General features: G+C 35.3%; 30 protein-coding genes. 2 read left to right on the forward strand and 28 right to left on the reverse strand.

All coding sequences use genetic code 11. The annotated features are described in order from the left end of the window. Window positions 1–10: 10 nt before the first annotated feature. The 26 genes from RUH74_RS03210 to RUH74_RS03335 form a co-directional block, all read right to left on the reverse strand. On the reverse strand, window positions 11–136 hold the full coding sequence (locus RUH74_RS03210) for a hypothetical protein (protein WP_313798806.1): 126 nt from the start codon (window positions 134–136) through the stop codon (window positions 11–13). Further along, window positions 137–1,642 carry a PBSX family phage terminase large subunit gene (locus RUH74_RS03215; protein WP_313798807.1) on the reverse strand — a complete coding sequence of 502 codons (1,506 nt, stop codon included), beginning with the start codon at window positions 1,640–1,642 and terminating at the stop codon, window positions 137–139. It abuts the gene before it with no gap. Next, complete coding sequence (locus RUH74_RS03220) at window positions 1,642–2,037, reverse strand: terminase small subunit (protein WP_313798808.1); 396 nt, start codon at window positions 2,035–2,037, stop codon at window positions 1,642–1,644. The genes RUH74_RS03215 and RUH74_RS03220 overlap by 1 nt, the downstream gene beginning before the upstream one ends. A 40-nt stretch (window positions 2,038–2,077) precedes the next feature. Beyond that, complete coding sequence (locus tag RUH74_RS03225; protein ID WP_313798809.1) at window positions 2,078–2,299, reverse strand: hypothetical protein; 222 nt, start codon at window positions 2,297–2,299, stop codon at window positions 2,078–2,080. A gap of 66 nt (window positions 2,300–2,365) precedes the next feature. Then, complete coding sequence (locus tag RUH74_RS03230) at window positions 2,366–2,563, reverse strand: hypothetical protein (protein WP_313798810.1); 198 nt, start codon at window positions 2,561–2,563, stop codon at window positions 2,366–2,368. A gap of 27 nt (window positions 2,564–2,590) precedes the next feature. Then, window positions 2,591–2,875 carry a hypothetical protein gene (locus RUH74_RS03235; protein WP_313798811.1) on the reverse strand — a complete coding sequence of 95 codons (285 nt, stop codon included), beginning with the start codon at window positions 2,873–2,875 and terminating at the stop codon, window positions 2,591–2,593. Between the two features lie 103 nt (window positions 2,876–2,978). Further along, the gene (locus RUH74_RS03240) at window positions 2,979–3,383 is read right to left on the reverse strand and encodes a type II toxin-antitoxin system HicB family antitoxin (RefSeq protein ID WP_313798812.1); all 405 of its coding nucleotides are present in this window, start codon (window positions 3,381–3,383) and stop codon (window positions 2,979–2,981) included. After that, window positions 3,373–3,597 carry a type II toxin-antitoxin system HicA family toxin gene (locus RUH74_RS03245; protein ID WP_313798813.1) on the reverse strand — a complete coding sequence of 75 codons (225 nt, stop codon included), beginning with the start codon at window positions 3,595–3,597 and terminating at the stop codon, window positions 3,373–3,375. The genes RUH74_RS03240 and RUH74_RS03245 overlap by 11 nt, the downstream gene beginning before the upstream one ends. A 191-nt stretch (window positions 3,598–3,788) precedes the next feature. Continuing rightward, window positions 3,789–3,953: a hypothetical protein gene (locus tag RUH74_RS03250; protein WP_313798814.1), complete on the reverse strand. Its 165-nt coding sequence runs from the start codon at window positions 3,951–3,953 to the stop codon at window positions 3,789–3,791. A 349-nt stretch (window positions 3,954–4,302) separates the two neighbouring features. Beyond that, complete coding sequence (locus tag RUH74_RS03255) at window positions 4,303–4,431, reverse strand: hypothetical protein (protein WP_313798815.1); 129 nt, start codon at window positions 4,429–4,431, stop codon at window positions 4,303–4,305. A gap of 35 nt (window positions 4,432–4,466) precedes the next feature. After that, window positions 4,467–4,895: a transcriptional regulator gene (locus RUH74_RS03260; protein ID WP_313798816.1), complete on the reverse strand. Its 429-nt coding sequence runs from the start codon at window positions 4,893–4,895 to the stop codon at window positions 4,467–4,469. After that, a complete protein-coding gene (locus tag RUH74_RS03265) occupies window positions 4,896–5,360 on the reverse strand; it encodes a hypothetical protein (RefSeq protein WP_313798817.1) in 465 nt (154 codons plus the stop codon). Beyond that, window positions 5,357–5,764 (reverse strand): DUF1064 domain-containing protein, encoded by a 408-nt coding sequence (locus tag RUH74_RS03270; RefSeq protein ID WP_313798818.1) that lies wholly within the window; start codon window positions 5,762–5,764, stop codon window positions 5,357–5,359. The genes RUH74_RS03265 and RUH74_RS03270 overlap by 4 nt, the downstream gene beginning before the upstream one ends. Next, window positions 5,761–5,892 carry a BH0509 family protein gene (locus tag RUH74_RS03275; protein ID WP_157684542.1) on the reverse strand — a complete coding sequence of 44 codons (132 nt, stop codon included), beginning with the start codon at window positions 5,890–5,892 and terminating at the stop codon, window positions 5,761–5,763. The genes RUH74_RS03270 and RUH74_RS03275 overlap by 4 nt, the downstream gene beginning before the upstream one ends. Beyond that, window positions 5,892–6,536 (reverse strand): dUTP diphosphatase, encoded by a 645-nt coding sequence (locus tag RUH74_RS03280; RefSeq protein ID WP_313798819.1) that lies wholly within the window; start codon window positions 6,534–6,536, stop codon window positions 5,892–5,894. The genes RUH74_RS03275 and RUH74_RS03280 overlap by 1 nt, the downstream gene beginning before the upstream one ends. A gap of 110 nt (window positions 6,537–6,646) precedes the next feature. Next, on the reverse strand, window positions 6,647–7,078 hold the full coding sequence (gene ssb / locus RUH74_RS03285; protein ID WP_313798820.1) for a single-stranded DNA-binding protein: 432 nt from the start codon (window positions 7,076–7,078) through the stop codon (window positions 6,647–6,649). A 16-nt stretch (window positions 7,079–7,094) separates the two neighbouring features. Then, window positions 7,095–7,346: a hypothetical protein gene (locus RUH74_RS03290; protein WP_313798821.1), complete on the reverse strand. Its 252-nt coding sequence runs from the start codon at window positions 7,344–7,346 to the stop codon at window positions 7,095–7,097. 176 nt (window positions 7,347–7,522) lie between these two features. Further along, the gene (locus RUH74_RS03295) at window positions 7,523–8,080 is read right to left on the reverse strand and encodes an HNH endonuclease signature motif containing protein (RefSeq protein WP_313798822.1); all 558 of its coding nucleotides are present in this window, start codon (window positions 8,078–8,080) and stop codon (window positions 7,523–7,525) included. After that, the gene (locus RUH74_RS03300) at window positions 8,052–8,549 is read right to left on the reverse strand and encodes an HNH endonuclease (RefSeq protein ID WP_313798823.1); all 498 of its coding nucleotides are present in this window, start codon (window positions 8,547–8,549) and stop codon (window positions 8,052–8,054) included. Before RUH74_RS03300 ends, RUH74_RS03295 begins: the two co-directional genes overlap by 29 nt. Then, a complete protein-coding gene (locus RUH74_RS03305) occupies window positions 8,540–9,760 on the reverse strand; it encodes a sigma-70 family RNA polymerase sigma factor (RefSeq protein WP_313798824.1) in 1,221 nt (406 codons plus the stop codon). The genes RUH74_RS03300 and RUH74_RS03305 overlap by 10 nt, the downstream gene beginning before the upstream one ends. After that, window positions 9,747–10,001 carry a DUF3310 domain-containing protein gene (locus RUH74_RS03310; RefSeq protein WP_313798825.1) on the reverse strand — a complete coding sequence of 85 codons (255 nt, stop codon included), beginning with the start codon at window positions 9,999–10,001 and terminating at the stop codon, window positions 9,747–9,749. Before RUH74_RS03310 ends, RUH74_RS03305 begins: the two co-directional genes overlap by 14 nt. Next, window positions 10,001–10,288 carry a hypothetical protein gene (locus RUH74_RS03315; RefSeq protein WP_313798826.1) on the reverse strand — a complete coding sequence of 96 codons (288 nt, stop codon included), beginning with the start codon at window positions 10,286–10,288 and terminating at the stop codon, window positions 10,001–10,003. The genes RUH74_RS03310 and RUH74_RS03315 overlap by 1 nt, the downstream gene beginning before the upstream one ends. Before the next feature lie 145 nt (window positions 10,289–10,433). Next, window positions 10,434–11,180, reverse strand: a complete 747-nt coding sequence (locus tag RUH74_RS03320) for a DnaA ATPase domain-containing protein (RefSeq protein WP_313798827.1) — start codon at window positions 11,178–11,180, stop codon at window positions 10,434–10,436. A 37-nt stretch (window positions 11,181–11,217) separates the two neighbouring features. Then, complete coding sequence (locus RUH74_RS03325; protein WP_313798828.1) at window positions 11,218–12,036, reverse strand: phage replisome organizer N-terminal domain-containing protein; 819 nt, start codon at window positions 12,034–12,036, stop codon at window positions 11,218–11,220. Between the two features lie 124 nt (window positions 12,037–12,160). Then, on the reverse strand, window positions 12,161–12,856 hold the full coding sequence (locus RUH74_RS03330; protein WP_313798829.1) for a Rha family transcriptional regulator: 696 nt from the start codon (window positions 12,854–12,856) through the stop codon (window positions 12,161–12,163). Beyond that, window positions 12,853–13,074 carry a helix-turn-helix domain-containing protein gene (locus tag RUH74_RS03335; RefSeq protein WP_313798830.1) on the reverse strand — a complete coding sequence of 74 codons (222 nt, stop codon included), beginning with the start codon at window positions 13,072–13,074 and terminating at the stop codon, window positions 12,853–12,855. The genes RUH74_RS03330 and RUH74_RS03335 overlap by 4 nt, the downstream gene beginning before the upstream one ends. 170 nt (window positions 13,075–13,244) lie before the next feature. Here RUH74_RS03335 and RUH74_RS03340 point away from each other — a divergent pair, with 170 nt between their 5' ends. Continuing rightward, window positions 13,245–13,445, forward strand: coding sequence for a helix-turn-helix domain-containing protein (locus tag RUH74_RS03340; protein WP_313798841.1), 201 nt, complete (start codon window positions 13,245–13,247; stop codon window positions 13,443–13,445). 48 nt (window positions 13,446–13,493) lie between these two features. Next, window positions 13,494–13,703, forward strand: a complete 210-nt coding sequence (locus RUH74_RS03345; protein WP_313798831.1) for a hypothetical protein — start codon at window positions 13,494–13,496, stop codon at window positions 13,701–13,703. Window positions 13,704–13,729: 26 nt separating this feature from the next. Here RUH74_RS03345 and RUH74_RS03350 read toward each other — a convergent pair whose 3' ends face one another. Next, window positions 13,730–13,975, reverse strand: a complete 246-nt coding sequence (locus RUH74_RS03350; protein WP_313798832.1) for a hypothetical protein — start codon at window positions 13,973–13,975, stop codon at window positions 13,730–13,732. 44 nt (window positions 13,976–14,019) lie between these two features. After that, on the reverse strand, window positions 14,020–14,442 hold the full coding sequence (locus RUH74_RS03355) for a hypothetical protein (RefSeq protein ID WP_313798833.1): 423 nt from the start codon (window positions 14,440–14,442) through the stop codon (window positions 14,020–14,022). Window positions 14,443–14,506: the final 64 nt, after the last annotated feature.

The raw sequence follows: 14,506 nt of genomic DNA on the forward strand, positions 1-14,506 counted from the left end.
ATTCACCCCTTTATTCTTCATAAGTTAATTCAACCAAGCCATTTTTAGCCATGTCTTCTAGCTCTTTTTCAATTTGTTCAATACTAATATTAATGCCATCTCTTGCAAACATTTGTTGTATCTCATATGGGCTCATTTACAAATACCCCTCTCCATCCTCGTGATACTCTAGCCCTGTTTCATCTTCCCAATGGCTGTAGTGGTCGTATTCGTTTGGATTCTTAACAGGCTTTTCTTCTTTGATCGGTTCTAATAGCTGTTGCTCCCTCGCTTTATGGGCAATAGCCAATGAGATAATTAAATCATCATGCTTTCCTTCTTGCGCTTCTGGCTTTCCATTTTCGTTTCTAACGAATGTTAGCATTTCATTAAGTGTTTCTATGTCATTAATTAAATCAACGCTCTCACGCACTATTTTGACCAATTCAGCAATGATTACAGGTCGAGACATACGATCAGTACGGAAACCAAATTTATGTTGTTTCTTCTTACTGATTTCATCAATAGTTTCACGCTTGTATTGTCTCCAGTAACCTAAGCGTTGTAACTCTTTCACTGGATAAGTAGAGAAGTTAACTTCAATACTTAATAATGCTTCATTGTAATACTTCCCAAGGCAGTACACTTGCCTAGCGAATAGATCTTCATCTGTCTGATGGTGTATGACTGCATCTTGTGAGCCTGTTAGATTATTAAGGACATGCCCAGCGAAATTGTCACTTCCATCTCCTGCGGTATCTCCACCAAATACATAAGGTGTTGATTTGTTTGGCTCCTGGTATATCTTGATGTAACCTTCTTCATCATCAATCCATTTGATTGTCTTATCTACAATCTTTTCATTCTCATAATCAAAAATAAAAAAGCCTTGCTTAACAGGCTTTCGATTACGTAAATATGCAATTCTTTCAGTAACCTTCTGTGCATCAAAGATGGTTTTCCCAATTACTCCCCATTCTCCAAGTGCATAGACCATATAATAATATGGGTCGGTTTCTTTGAACCCTTCCAATACATCAATTTGTTCTTGTTCAAGAAACTTATTATCTTTGTATGTGGTTCTTAATGTTGTGCAATTAGCTTTTTTCTTATCAAAGAATTCGGATTTAAGCCAGTGTGTAACTGATATAGGGTTAAATGAAATAATCATCTGTTTATACCAAATGGTTTTATCTCGAAGACGAATATCTAATTGTCGATAATCCTCTACATCCATTTCTGATGCTTCCTCAAGCCATATCCCTGTAACACCTACAATAGATTTAAGCTTTTCAACATCATCAAGACCAGCAAATATGATTTCATTGCCATTTTTACACTTGATGTACAGTTCACTAGTTCTTCCCTTCGGCACATGGAATAATGTACTTAGATTCCATTTACTAATTAAACTTTTAAACTGTTCAAATACAGAACCACGGAGTGTATCCTTTACCTTCCGCAATACCAAGAACCTATGTTTATGATTCGGATGGCTTTCTTTCATCATGCGGATTAGAATCTTTTGTGCAGCAAATACAGATTTCCCACTACCACCGCCACCCATTAATACAAGGTAACGATCTTTGTTATTCAAGAGGTCTCTATCAAGGTAAATCTGATTAAATACCTTCTTGCTGATTTTCACATTCGCCTGTGCCATCAGTCATCATCAAGAGACACGTTAATCTCTAATTCTCCACTCATATTAATATCCTGCTGTTCTTTCCATCCAAAATTATTCTTTAAATTGAACACTACGCCTTGAGCAATCTTAGGCTTCCATAGGCTTTCCTCAACAAATGCTTCAATCTTAGCCTTTGCTGCGCGTATCGTGTCAAAATACTCATCTCTTTCCTCATAATTTAGCAACGTTTGCCTGTTAGTACCTAAGAAATAAGCCAACCCTGAAATGGTGTACGGTTTTGGGTCTGGAACCTCTATAGGCTCACCATCTTTATTGAACATTACTTTCATATTCCTATCACAATGAAAGAAGTATTCACTTATTCTTTCAGATAATTCCTCTGGACTTTTAAACTTCAATGGTTTTGCCATTACATAAACACCTGCCCTCCCTTTGCAGGCTCGTTATAACCTACAAATAGTTATTATCACGTGGAGCTTCCATAACTGGAGGAAACTCTTTATCCATATCAATTTGTGCTCGTTGCATGTTGTCGGCTCGTTGCTCTCTCTTATACTCTGTGTAGTCTTTAGCTAGTACCTTATCAACTAGCTTTTGTGTTTGATCCATGCTCATCTTCACAAAAATAATGAATGTAATAAGGATTAATACTATTGCTGTAATGTATTCCATGGTTAACACCTCTCATTTACTAATAATTAAATAAAAAAGCCACTCAATTTGAGTGACTCTTAATTACTATATTTTTTCATAAGTTTTTACTTTAAATTGTTGCATTGGTACCCCTAACACCTCTGCTAGTTCGACTTTAATCAACTGGTGTAAATCACCTTTATAACTTGTATCCACATTAATCTCTTTATAACTTTCAAATTTCTCAGGAACCAAGTTGTCCCCTACTCTTTTAAAAAGCTGAAAAGTTACTCCAACTCGCAATTCACCCAACTCCTCTTTTGGAAAATATTAAAAGGTTTCTAAAGACTCCTTTATCCTTTTTTCTAAATCTAAGTAGGTTTTTATACGAGAATCCATCACTGTACTATAGTATTCAAACCCAATTTCATAACTGCAGTCAACACATCTACCATATTTATAACTCGGAGTGTAGTAAAAATTTTCTTTCTCAGCACAGTTAGGACAGTCCTGAATCTCTCTTTCCGGCATTTGATAGCGAGGATCAAAACTTTGTAATGAATTTAAAACCCTTTCTTTCAATTCTTTTTTATAATGATAACTTTTGTCACTCATTGTCGATTCCTCCTATAAAAATTTATATTATAAGAATATTCGACAAATACAGTATTATTCCTTTAATTCATCTAAACAATATATACAAAAATTACCTCTGACTCTATTTAGATAACTTATATAAGACATACTGATTTAAAGATATGCCTTCCTCGGCTGCCATAATTGAAAGTTGCTTGTGTAAGCTTTTAGGCACACGTACATTAAATTTTCCACTATATTCTTCATCAACTGGTTCAGGAATAGGATCGCCATGTTCTAGCTTTGTATCAATGTACATAGTTAATACTAATTGAAGCTCGTTTAAAGCTTCCTCATAACTATCTGCTGATGTATGGCACCCATCTAATTCTTTTACATTAGCCCAATAGCTTTCTTCACCATCATCTATAATACGTTTAACTTGGAATGTATACGGCAATGATAAATAATAATTTAAATCTTTTTGATTTTTCATGTGTTTTGGCATAAGATAGAAGGAGAAAAAGGAAGGGGGATTACTCCCCAATCCTTCCAAGCGTATCCTTTACAGCTTCGGGGTGTACTGGATGTTCACGCTTGACAGTCGTCACAAGTCCTTGTTCGTTTCGGAATTGATGGTGAGAACCGCGAATTCTCACTACTATGTATCCGTAATGTTCAAGGACTTTTTTGACTTCCTTAAATGATACTCCTTTTGGTTGGTTTTTCATCTTTTCGATGATTTTTTCTATCTTTGCCATGTTTCACCTCCTGATTACATAGTACCAAATACAGTACCATTGTACAAGAGGTTAATTGTAAAATTTTTCTCTTTTATCTAAAATGACACATTTCAGTTCACATAATAGCGACCGCCACCCACCCCTTGACGTTATTTTTATCGCTTGATTTTCCCACTATGACCATATAAAAAAGCACCCAATTCGGATGCTTATTTTAATACTACTTCATTTTTTATTAAATCGAATGCCAGATCTGTTACCTCTAACCGTTTAATAATTTTTTCATCCCCAATGGATATGTTTACTTCTATCGTCACAGGGATATCCGTAGTAGGTAAGGTACTAAGCTTTTCGACCAAATTTTTTACGTTCATGACACCCTCTCCTTTTAGCTGATAATTTCGGCAAAAAGAGAGATATCCCTTGTGTCTAAATTATGACTAAAAAAGGACGATGCTCTCATCTCTAAAAAGCACCGTCTCTCACAAAGGGATTATAAAGTTTATGCAGATTCAGCTATCGCCGCGCTCCACACAGCGTTCGTATACATGTTGAAGGCATGTACACTATTGAATCAATTAGATCGAAAAAGGTTTTGAAGTTAACTATCAATTAAGCATTATTCGACTGTTTCCGCAGCCGATAACTATTACTAATATCATAGTAACATGGAAAATGAAGCCAAAAGTGCAAAGATAGTGCATACTTTCTTAGCACTAATCGTTACTTCTCAACTGCATTTATCTCATAGACCCTATTTTTTATTTTAGAAATTGTTACGTCAAAGCCAATATCCAAAAACTTTCTAGCAACTTCCAACGCTTGTTCCATTGTACTTGCTACTGTATACATATCCTCACCTTCCTGTCGCAGTTTCGGTCAGTTAATCATCTCCACCCTAACACTTCAGCAATGGCATTCACTATTTCATCCCGCATGTTAAAAGCTGTACGTCTGCTGACTGGAATTTCTTCTGCTATACCTTCCCATGTCTTCATCTGCGGCCTGGTCCAATACTTCAATTTAACTAATTTTTGATAATCATCTGGTAATCCTGTGAATACTTTTTCAACAGCTTGAGCAATCTCTTCTAGTTTATTTAATCGTTTGTGTGTCGCTAACCTTGTGCCGATCTGCTCAGTAGGAGAAGAAGGAAGAGAACTCCTTCCCCCTCCTGTATTTTCATCATCATTTTCTTTTGTGAACATAATGTTATTTCTTAAAAACTGTATTTCTCTTAAAGTATCATGGTAACTATATAACTCTGATTCTATGTGCTTGAAAGTAGCTTTTTTTAGTTTGATTGCTGTTGTCATTTATTTGCCCCCTTCAACTACAATAGCTTTCATCATGTCTTTTAATGTGTTCTGCATACCTTGATATGAAAGAGCTATCCCTTTCCAAGTGACATAATATCCTTCATAGATACCAGACCTCTCTAAATTGACACCTTCTGCAATTTTACTTTTGTAATTAGAATCATTTATGGCCATCTTGTTTGTTTCACGCTCATACACATATATTTGACCTCGTTCTGTTGATGCCTTTCCGAAATAAAATTGGTATTGCGATTTATAAAAACCAGCAATCTTCCAAGCTTCTCGTTCAGCTCGATTATAAAAGTGTTCTAGTTTTGCTATTTGGAATGGTGTAAGTGAATCAAGGATTTCTTCATATGCATTTATAGATTTCAACAATTCATTATGTTGTTTAATTGCTTTTGCTGCCCCGTCTGATAACTCCTTCTTCATGTCCTCTTTTAGTTGTTCAGGAGCTGTCACACACTCACCTTCCTCCTGGCTTTCCTGTTCTTTTTGAGTTGATCTAACTCAATCCATCCACCGTCAATCTTCGAATAGGTAATCAAGGACAGTTTGTGAGGATATTTCTTTTCAAATAGCTTTTTCTTTATCTTAAAAGCTTCCGTTTCTACTCCTTTGACATCCACCACTTCGATAGTTCCATCCAATTTATGAATCTCAAAGTCTGCTTTATAATCAATTCGTCTGTACTTTTTCCCATTCTTTTCAAAGGCTTCTTGCAACATATAGCAAGGCTGGATTCGGAAGAAAAGTATTTGTTTATTGGCTTCTAGCCATTTTAGTTGTTCATAATACTTTGCTTCTAATTTAGAATCAAATTTAAGTCCATCTACTTCGACTTTCAAAGAATTATATTTACTCATCCGACTCTTTCCTTGTACAATTTATCGAGTTGTTCGTCAGTAAGCTTCTGCAAATACTCCCTGCTGAAGTTTGTTCGCCATTCAAGGACACTGATCATATTATCTCTTTCCCAAGCATCAAGTTTCATCAGTAACCTTCCTCCTGACGTTGATGATTAACAGCATTCTTTTCGAAATATGCCTGTTCTATTTGTTCCCATGTGAATCCGAGCATTTCTCCTAATCCAAGGTACAATTGAATTAAATTTCTGTAATGATGCAACGTGTAGTCTAATCTATCCTGAGCAAACAGGTCTGTTGCTGCTCTATGCAAGTAGATAAACTGTTTATTTACGCAATCACAAATGAATACAGCATATTTGAAATCATTTAATCCTTTCTCAATCCCTAATTCCAGTACAAAATGTAATCCGTCCACATATTCTTCTAATAAAGGATAAGACGATCTATACAAGTCAATTGAAGGTGATCCACATGATGAACATTCTTCATTATCGTTTATTTTTTTGAAATCACTGTCATTTTTATAAACACGATCTCCGCAATCACCACAACATACAAATTCAGCATTTTCTATTTGCGCTCCTACCGTGGTGTGAATTTTTCTAGGCTGCTGATTCTTACTCCAAAACTTAAATCCTCGCCACTCATTGGCACATTCTCCAATCTCCACAAGTAAAGCTAATATCAGTTTATTGAATCGATCCGGCTCATTGTAATTAATCCGGTCACGTAATATTTTTTGTGTTTCAAACAACTTTTTTAGGTTCATCCCTTGGTATCCTCCTATCCAGTTCTAACAAAGCAGCATATCTATGTCGTTTTGTATATCGGGCCAGCTCTAACAACTGACCCAATGTTAATGTTTTATAATCCATAGTTTCAGAACGGCAGATCATCATCATTAATATCTGGATAGCCACTATTACTGAATGGATCCTGCTGCTTGTTTTGCTGATTACTAGATTGATTGTTATTCGACTGCTGATTATCTTTCTTCGATTCCAGAAATTGAACGCTTTCAGCCTGTACCTCCGTTACATAAACACGCTTTCCGTCCTGCCCTTCATAGCTACGTGTTTGAATCCTTCCGTCCACTCCTGCCATTGAGCCTTTCTTTAGAAAGTTGGCCACATTCTCTGCTGGCTTTCTCCAAATCACACAGTTGATAAAATCTGCTTCCCGTTCCCCTTGCTGATTGGTAAAGGTACGATTGACCGCAAGTGTAAAGGAGCATGTTGGTACTCCATTTGGGGTATATCGTAAAATCGGGTCTGCTGTTAATCTTCCAACAAGTACTACTCTGTTCATCATGATTTCTTAACCACCTTTATAATCTAAAAAATTTTGAAGTTATGTCTCTTGTTTTTTCTGTATGATTCAATAATTTATTGAATCCATCACTGATAAATTCAATAATGTAAATTAACGAAAAACCAATATTTATGATCGGTGAAAGAACAATTAGGACATCTTGCACCTCAGGCTTAAGGAATGGAAATAAATTTTTGAAGTCATTTCGCATACCTAAATACGTAATTATCCCAGGTGTGATGTAAAACAAAAATATCATCCAGAACATAAAACGTTCCTCCGTTCTCTTTCTGTTCCCATAGGGATTGACATATAATTATTATGGGATTTTATTGTCTTTTTGTATTTGAAGTTAAAATATATTCCTCACGAATGACCTTCTTCTGCCATTCTAACCATTGTTCCTTTGTCCACTTATCTTGCATTTGTCCTCTTCCTCCACATCTAAGATATATTAATGTGTTTCCAACTTCTACTGTACTTAATGTCACAAACATTAGATGCAGTTGTATTAAATTTTTTCGATATATCACATATTCTTTTTCCATCTGCTATCATCTTTTTAATTTCAATCACTTCGTTTTCTTTCAATTTACTAAGACCACTTCTTTCACCTTTTGCAGTTCTCCCTCTTATGATCCTATCGTTCATATTATCTAAGAAAGTTCCAAGTTCAAGGTGTTCGGGATTAATACAAGCAGGATTATCACATTTATGCCTGACAACCAGCCCCTTTTGTATTTCTCCAAACATTTGTTCAAAAATAAACCTATGGACCAGGTAATGCTTACCATTCTTCGTTAAGTTCGGATATCCATTCCTATCCTTCTTATGAGATATACATATTAAACATCCGTTTTCTTCTTTAACTTCAATCTTTATGTTCTGACGATTTTTCACTACAAAAGGGCTGCCATGCTTAGTTACTCTTAGATAATGCTTATTGCAATATCCTTTTGCTTTAACTTTATTTTCACAATCTTTCATCTTGCATTTTAGCAATACGTTCCTCCTCCATCTTAAAGAATTTTTCGTATGTCTCAGGAGTAGTGTTTTTTACAAGACCTTCTTTAAATAATGAGTAAATATCTTTCCAGAAATGAGGGCCAAACCGTTCAGCTCTCATATCTCTGATTAAATCAGCGAACCCTTTGTCTATATGTGCATGCCTATGACACTTATTGCATAATGGAGCTAAGTTTCTCCATGAACCTGACCCAAATTGACTCCTAAAAACGATGTGATGTGCTTCTATTGGAGTGTGGCCACACATCTGGCAATACTCTCCAAATTCATCAATCATTCGATTATAGTCTTTTTCAGTTATTTTAGTTCGTTCCTTCTTGGTTGGAATTATCCTACCGCGATATAACTGAGGATTCTTTTTCTTTTTAGGACGTTTTTCTTTATGCTTTGGTTTGTCCTTGGGCTTAGAGATAGGTTTAGGTACTGGATGAAATCCTAAATCCATAACCGTAACAGCTCCCTCATTGCCATATTCTCTGTTTCATAAAGTGCCATAGATTTTATCATCTTTTCATTTTCTTTCTTAATGTTTTCATATGAGTAATCTAACTGAGTTAACTCATGCCTGGTATTAAGCAACTGATCTCGATAATTGTCTCTTTCCTCTTTTAAACTAGTAAGTTCAGATTCTATATCATCACATGCAGCATGGATACTTTCCAGCTCACTTACTTTTGCTTCTAATTTTTCAATAAGCACATCTTTCTCTTTTCCACTTTTCTTTTCGTCATTCAGTGCTGTGCTTAATTCATCGATTAGTTGGCGGTATTCAGCGTTTTGATCTTCTTTGGAAGGTTTAGTCCGAGAAGCTTTTTTCTCGGCTTTATCAAGCTGTTTCGGTGCTGTATTCCAATTTAATTTATGATTGTATAGTGTTGCTGTTGAAACTCCTAATTTTTCTGCAATCAACCTATCAGAATATCCCTTATCCTTTAAATCCTCATAAGTTGATTTCATTATTTTCACACTTTTTGTCACAGTCAATTCCCCTCTCTCATAAGCTAAATATTTTTCTCGGATTTTCTTAAGAAGCCTTGAAATATGAACTTGACTGCATCCGATTTCATTTGCAATTTCCACTTGAGTTTTACTGGATAATATCCCTTGAACAATGGTTTTTAATTTTTCATCATCTAACACTTGAAGAAATTCTTTAACATACAACTCTGATGTATCTTGTTCAATCGGTATTGTATCAGCAACAGTTAAATCTTTTTCTCCATCGTTACCCATTGGCTGATCTAATGATGTTGTATATCTATTCTTCTTCAACGCTAATACTTCTTTAGCTATATCAAAGGTCACTTCAAATTGGACAGCAATTTCTTCAAAAGATTCATCTCCAGTAATCTTCATTGCAATTTCTTTTACAGTTCGAGAAAACTTCGGTCCAGGGTTTATATCCCTTAATAATCTTTGGATATTTCCTTTTATCATTGGAACAGCATAAGTTGAAAATTTAACTCCATACGAAGGATCAAAATTCCTTACTGCTTTTATAAGCCCAATCATGCCCTCGCTTACAAGATCGTCATATTCAATCCGAAGATTGTTAGCATATTTTAGAAACCGTCTAGCCACATAATGAACAAGTTTTTCATTTTCTTTGACTATTTGCTCTAGATCAACAATCGGCACTATTTCAACTGCATTCATTTGCCTTCTCCAGTTCAATTAGTAACTTGAGGTTAGCTGCAGCCTTTTCAAGATCTTGTAATCCATTCTTGTTTTTATATCTACTGACATATTTGATTACATTCCCAATATAAAACCCCTCTGCAACTGTGTAGCCACCTTCTTTTGGAAAGTGTTTTTCTAAATATCCATTTACATCAATTTCATTCTTATGATAGTGGGAAGGTTTATTGATTAAGTCCTCTTCAAAGTTCATATTCATCACCAAATCCTCCAATCTTCCCTTGGTTTTATAGCTCCTTTATAAAGACGATCCAAAACTTGAAAAAACACTGCTATTTCCGTTCGCCCCAGCACAACAGCCATTCTTTTCATTGGTACATCTAGTTCCCATAGCCGATCTAATTTCGCAATCTCTTTATTGCTCCACATCCATTCGGAGTCCTCGATGTCTTCAAGAGAGATATTGATGTTATCTCTCCTGATTCGTAAGTAAGCATCCTCAAGCCGTGCTATAGCTAAGTTCTCTCTCTGCTCTGCACTCTTCAATTTTCTGCTCCCACCCTTCAAAGTAGGCTTTCCAGTCACGCTCTATTGGTTTGACACAGGAGCATGGGTTTAATGCCCATACTCCTTGCATAACTTCTTCCGTAAGCTTTCCAGAACCACTACAAGCTGTGCACATATCCGCACCTCACCTTTGATCTTTACCTTCAACCGGATACAAGTAGCCAGAACACATGCCCTTTAATCTACTTGCTGCAGCTGGCCCAATTTTATCCGATAAGGTTTCTACATCTTCATTACTGCTGAAGATAATTGGTTTACCAAGTTTATATAATTCATTGAATATCTGATAATATAAATCTTCTCTTGGTTCCGTCCATTTCAACTTCCCTAAATCATCCCATACAACAAAATCAGCATACTGAGTGATATTGGATAGAATACTATTGTAAGTTTCACCGTTATCCTTATTAAATTTTGCTGTCATTAAGTCTTGGATGAAAACAGGATCGCTTATTACCTGTACTCTATAACCATTTTTTATAAGATACTTGGCTGCACTTATTGTTAAGTGACTTTTACCTACTCCATAATTATTGTGCTGACGTTTCATTTCTGACCTTAATTGAGGATCATCAATGTTTTTTATCCTTTGTTCTCCATAAGTAGCGATAAAACCGAAAGATGGCCCTTTGATTCTTAACTTTTCATCGTTCTTTCTTACAATTTCCTCAGCAGGCTTCTTTTGCGGAAATGTTTTGAGATACTCCGTGATCTTCTTTAGCATGAGATCATGTACCGATTCTCTTATCTCAAAGTTTTTAAAATTATAATCCTCATACTCATCTGGAATCATGGCATTTTTATAACGAGCTCGCTGTTTAATAAGCTCCTGACATTCACAATCCTTGCCATATTCGTTTCCATCTTTCATGTAAAGCACCATTCCCATACCATTACATTTAGGACATCTATCGTTGTTGGTAATCGAACTCTGGCATTTCGACACTGTACTGCCTTCCGACCGTTCTCGAAGCTTGCTTAAAACCTCCTGTATTCTGTCCAGGTTGATTCACTCCTTCCTCATACCCATCTATAAAGGAGTCGTTATTTAAAAATGTTGTTGGGTGTTTAATGTATTGCTTGTCCGTACATTCAACTTGTTTCGCGTATTTCTCAGTACCAGACAAAATGACTTCTAATGAATGACTTTTAATCGCTTTCTTGAATGATTTAGCAGCCTTCTTCTTATCCACTCTCCTTGGATAAATAGACCAGAATTGCTCAAATTCATTTGAGTAAGGATTATTATTCTTTTCTTTATCTATATCTAATTCTTTATCTATTTCTGTTGCGTGACTTTGCGTGACTGTCACGTGACCTGTCTCACTTGAGATAGTTAATCTTTTCTTCTCTCTTTCTCTTTGTTTTCTAAGTCGGTTCTGTTCTCTAATTTTCTCAAGCCCATCAACGTTTTGGTGCTTTTCCCAATTAGAAATATTTATAAAATGATCGTCTGAAATCTCAATCATTCCGAATGTCTCAAACGTCTTTAATGCTAATCTCACTGTCGCAATTGGACGATTAAAGATTGTCGCAAGCATCTCATCTGTATATGGAATCTTCTCATTGAGATAGATAAAACCAGTCGCATTTGTCTTACCTGCTTGAGCAAGTAATTTAACCCAAATGATTAAGATCGTATCAGCTTCAGGCATGCTCTCAATTAATCGTATCTTCTCATCCTCAAACATTTGAGTGCTTAACCTGATCCATTTAACCTCTGACATGTAAACACTCCTATCCAATCCGAATAAACGTTCCCTGTAGCCAATAGTCAAAAGATGGTATATAATTGACTACAGGGAATATACTTTATAAAGAACGTAATTATTAGTCTAGTTGGTGGTGCAACTAGGCTATTTTTTTGTCCAATAATTTATGAATGTAATCTACACCTTTTGCTGTTACATATGTTTGTGGCTTATTTATTACCTGGGAGCCCATTTCTATCGGCTTCTCTTTTACTACAAAGTATCCACGGTCAATGAACTGCTGATAAGGTGTGTTATCACCCATGAAAATCTTGTTTTCTCTTAAGAAAGCAAACAGCTTGTTCCGACCAATCCCCAAAACCTTCGCAACCTGTCCAACCTTCTGATAATTCTCTCCACTAATAAATTTGTCATGAGCTTCCACTTTCGGCTTATTGCGCTCATTTTCTTCTTGGAGATCAGCAGCAAGTCTTAAAGCTTCAGCAAAGGTGGTAGGTACTGCAAATTGTCTCTGCAACTGCTCTTTTATTCTCTTAAACTCTTGAATAAATTTAACTTTAAATTTCATAGCTTCTGGAGTTACATAACCCATTACAACTAAAGTGAAAGCATCTTCTGTCATATTTACTTTTTTGTATTCTCTTCCTCTTACATTCCTGTAAACTGACTCTTCAAAGTTGATGAGTGAGAATTTCTCTTCTCCAGCTTCGATCAGTTTTTCCACTTGATTTCGAATATCTCTCAATACATTATCGTGATTCTTCCCAAACACCTCAGCCACAGTCAAACTGTCAGTAACAGCTTGTCCTTTCTCGATAAAGACTAATTGGTTCATTTATTTTCCTCCCTCTTCATAACAATCAACTCACCAACATCACAATTTAAAGCAATACAAAGCTTTGCGATCGTGTCTAAACTCAATGATTTTTTATGACCATTCAAAAGACTGTACAGTACATTTACATGAACATCAGCTTTTGTAGCGACTTCCTTAACGACACGAATTTTATTTTTTGCCATGAGGTCAAGAAGTTTTATTTCCAATTTAGCCAAATTCTATCACCTCCAATGATTTAATTATAACCTTTTATATAATCACTGTAAACACTTATGTGGTTATAAAAAGAAAAACATTTGCATTTTATCATAATATTAGATATCATGAATATAAATGTGTTATATATAAACACGAAACTATTCATAAAAAGGTGATTGTTGTGAAGGTGAAAAATAACTTGAGAGTATTAATGGCTCAACACAAGATGAACATTAAGGATGTTCATGAGAAAACAGGATTAAGCAGAACTACAATCTCAAAAATGTACAACGAAACTTCCGGGACCATCTCATTTGAAACTATCGAAAAACTTTGTCTATTATTTGACTGTGAAGTTCATGAACTACTTTACCTTGATAAGAAATAACTTATTACTGTATTACACTAACTAATTTAAAAAAGGAGCGAACACAAAATGGCTGGTCATGTACGTGGAGAAAATTACAAACCAACTACTACTATTGCATTTGATCCTGATATTCTTGCAGAAGTTGATAATTACTGGTACGAACACCGTAAAGGAAACAGAAGTAAAGGTGTAAACGAATTGATCCAGTATGGTTTAAAATACGTAAAACTTGTTGAAAAGAAGAAGCAACGTGAAGCTGAGAGGATGCTTGGATAAAACAGCCGAGCATCCTTTTTTTATTTTTATGCAGCTACGTTTTGCATCCTTTCAGTCAATTCAATAAACCATTCTTTATCATTAGTGGCTAGTGCTAACTCAATCATCGATTCATAATCTTCCTTTTTTAATAAAGTTGCTTCTTTTTCTAATTCCGAAATATCATGATCAGCATTGTTTTGTTGTACTATTGGAGTTTCAATAAATTTAAACTTTTTTAAATAAAGTCGTTCATATTCTCGAAGCCATGACTCAAGATCTTTATTGTTCATTTCAAACCCTCCCTATTTAATTGACTTTATCTATCTTTTGTTTCTTAAATGCGCTCTTCTACTAACTTGCCATCTTGCCACACTTGTAATTTATCCCGGTAGTTGTTATTCCAGTGTTCTGCAACTTCATGAGGATCAGTAGTAACCAATGAAATTTCATTTTTATAAATGATTATGAAGGTCTGTTTAGATTTTTTTAACTGTTCAACTTGATGTATTAATTTGTTGTTTTCCATTTTTTCATGAAAGAGGTCGTTATTTAGATCACTCCCACATGACTTTAACCGTTCAATTTCCTGCTGCTGTTGCTCAACCTTATCTAATGTTTCTAAGAGCTCTTGCTTCATGTTCCTCGCGTACCATACACCTCGCTCAATCATTCCGTCAAAAGCCCATGAAACCTTTTCTTTTAGAGTAACTGCATTTACTTCTTCATCTGATATTTCAATTAGATCTTCATTCGTCAAATTAACTCCTCCTACCTTTTGTTTACTTAATTAATTACAATCTGCTGTACCATCTGATTTCAAT

It is taken from the genome of Cytobacillus sp. (assembly GCF_032154635.1).
Taxonomy (GTDB): domain Bacteria; phylum Bacillota; class Bacilli; order Bacillales; family Cytobacillaceae; genus Cytobacillus.

Bases quoted from the DNA above. Each gene is read 5' to 3' on its own strand.
- RUH74_RS03255 (WP_313798815.1), bottom strand. From the start codon at position 4,431: ATGTATACAGTAGCAAGTACAATGGAACAAGCGTTGGAAGTTGCTAGA.
- RUH74_RS03270 (WP_313798818.1), bottom strand. From the start codon at position 5,764: ATGAGTAAATATAATTCTTTGAAAGTCGAAGTAGATGGACTTAAATTT.
- RUH74_RS03210 (WP_313798806.1), bottom strand. From the start codon at position 136: ATGAGCCCATATGAGATACAACAAATGTTTGCAAGAGATGGCATTAAT.
- RUH74_RS03280 (WP_313798819.1), bottom strand. From the start codon at position 6,536: ATGAACCTAAAAAAGTTGTTTGAAACACAAAAAATATTACGTGACCGG.
- ssb (WP_313798820.1), bottom strand. From the start codon at position 7,078: ATGATGAACAGAGTAGTACTTGTTGGAAGATTAACAGCAGACCCGATT.
- RUH74_RS03290 (WP_313798821.1), bottom strand. From the start codon at position 7,346: ATGTTCTGGATGATATTTTTGTTTTACATCACACCTGGGATAATTACG.
- RUH74_RS03305 (WP_313798824.1), bottom strand. From the start codon at position 9,760: ATGAATGCAGTTGAAATAGTGCCGATTGTTGATCTAGAGCAAATAGTC.
- RUH74_RS03345 (WP_313798831.1), top strand. From the start codon at position 13,494: ATGGCTGGTCATGTACGTGGAGAAAATTACAAACCAACTACTACTATT.
- RUH74_RS03300 (WP_313798823.1), bottom strand. From the start codon at position 8,549: ATGGATTTAGGATTTCATCCAGTACCTAAACCTATCTCTAAGCCCAAG.
- RUH74_RS03225 (WP_313798809.1), bottom strand. From the start codon at position 2,299: ATGGAATACATTACAGCAATAGTATTAATCCTTATTACATTCATTATT.
- RUH74_RS03320 (WP_313798827.1), bottom strand. From the start codon at position 11,180: ATGAAAGATGGAAACGAATATGGCAAGGATTGTGAATGTCAGGAGCTT.
- RUH74_RS03350 (WP_313798832.1), bottom strand. From the start codon at position 13,975: ATGAACAATAAAGATCTTGAGTCATGGCTTCGAGAATATGAACGACTT.
- RUH74_RS03220 (WP_313798808.1), bottom strand. From the start codon at position 2,037: ATGGCAAAACCATTGAAGTTTAAAAGTCCAGAGGAATTATCTGAAAGA.
- RUH74_RS03275 (WP_157684542.1), bottom strand. From the start codon at position 5,892: ATGAAACTTGATGCTTGGGAAAGAGATAATATGATCAGTGTCCTTGAA.
- RUH74_RS03245 (WP_313798813.1), bottom strand. From the start codon at position 3,597: ATGGCAAAGATAGAAAAAATCATCGAAAAGATGAAAAACCAACCAAAA.
- RUH74_RS03330 (WP_313798829.1), bottom strand. From the start codon at position 12,856: ATGAACCAATTAGTCTTTATCGAGAAAGGACAAGCTGTTACTGACAGT.
- RUH74_RS03325 (WP_313798828.1), bottom strand. From the start codon at position 12,036: ATGTCAGAGGTTAAATGGATCAGGTTAAGCACTCAAATGTTTGAGGAT.
- RUH74_RS03260 (WP_313798816.1), bottom strand. From the start codon at position 4,895: ATGACAACAGCAATCAAACTAAAAAAAGCTACTTTCAAGCACATAGAA.
- RUH74_RS03250 (WP_313798814.1), bottom strand. From the start codon at position 3,953: ATGAACGTAAAAAATTTGGTCGAAAAGCTTAGTACCTTACCTACTACG.
- RUH74_RS03235 (WP_313798811.1), bottom strand. From the start codon at position 2,875: ATGAGTGACAAAAGTTATCATTATAAAAAAGAATTGAAAGAAAGGGTT.
- RUH74_RS03215 (WP_313798807.1), bottom strand. From the start codon at position 1,642: ATGGCACAGGCGAATGTGAAAATCAGCAAGAAGGTATTTAATCAGATT.
- RUH74_RS03310 (WP_313798825.1), bottom strand. From the start codon at position 10,001: ATGAATATGAACTTTGAAGAGGACTTAATCAATAAACCTTCCCACTAT.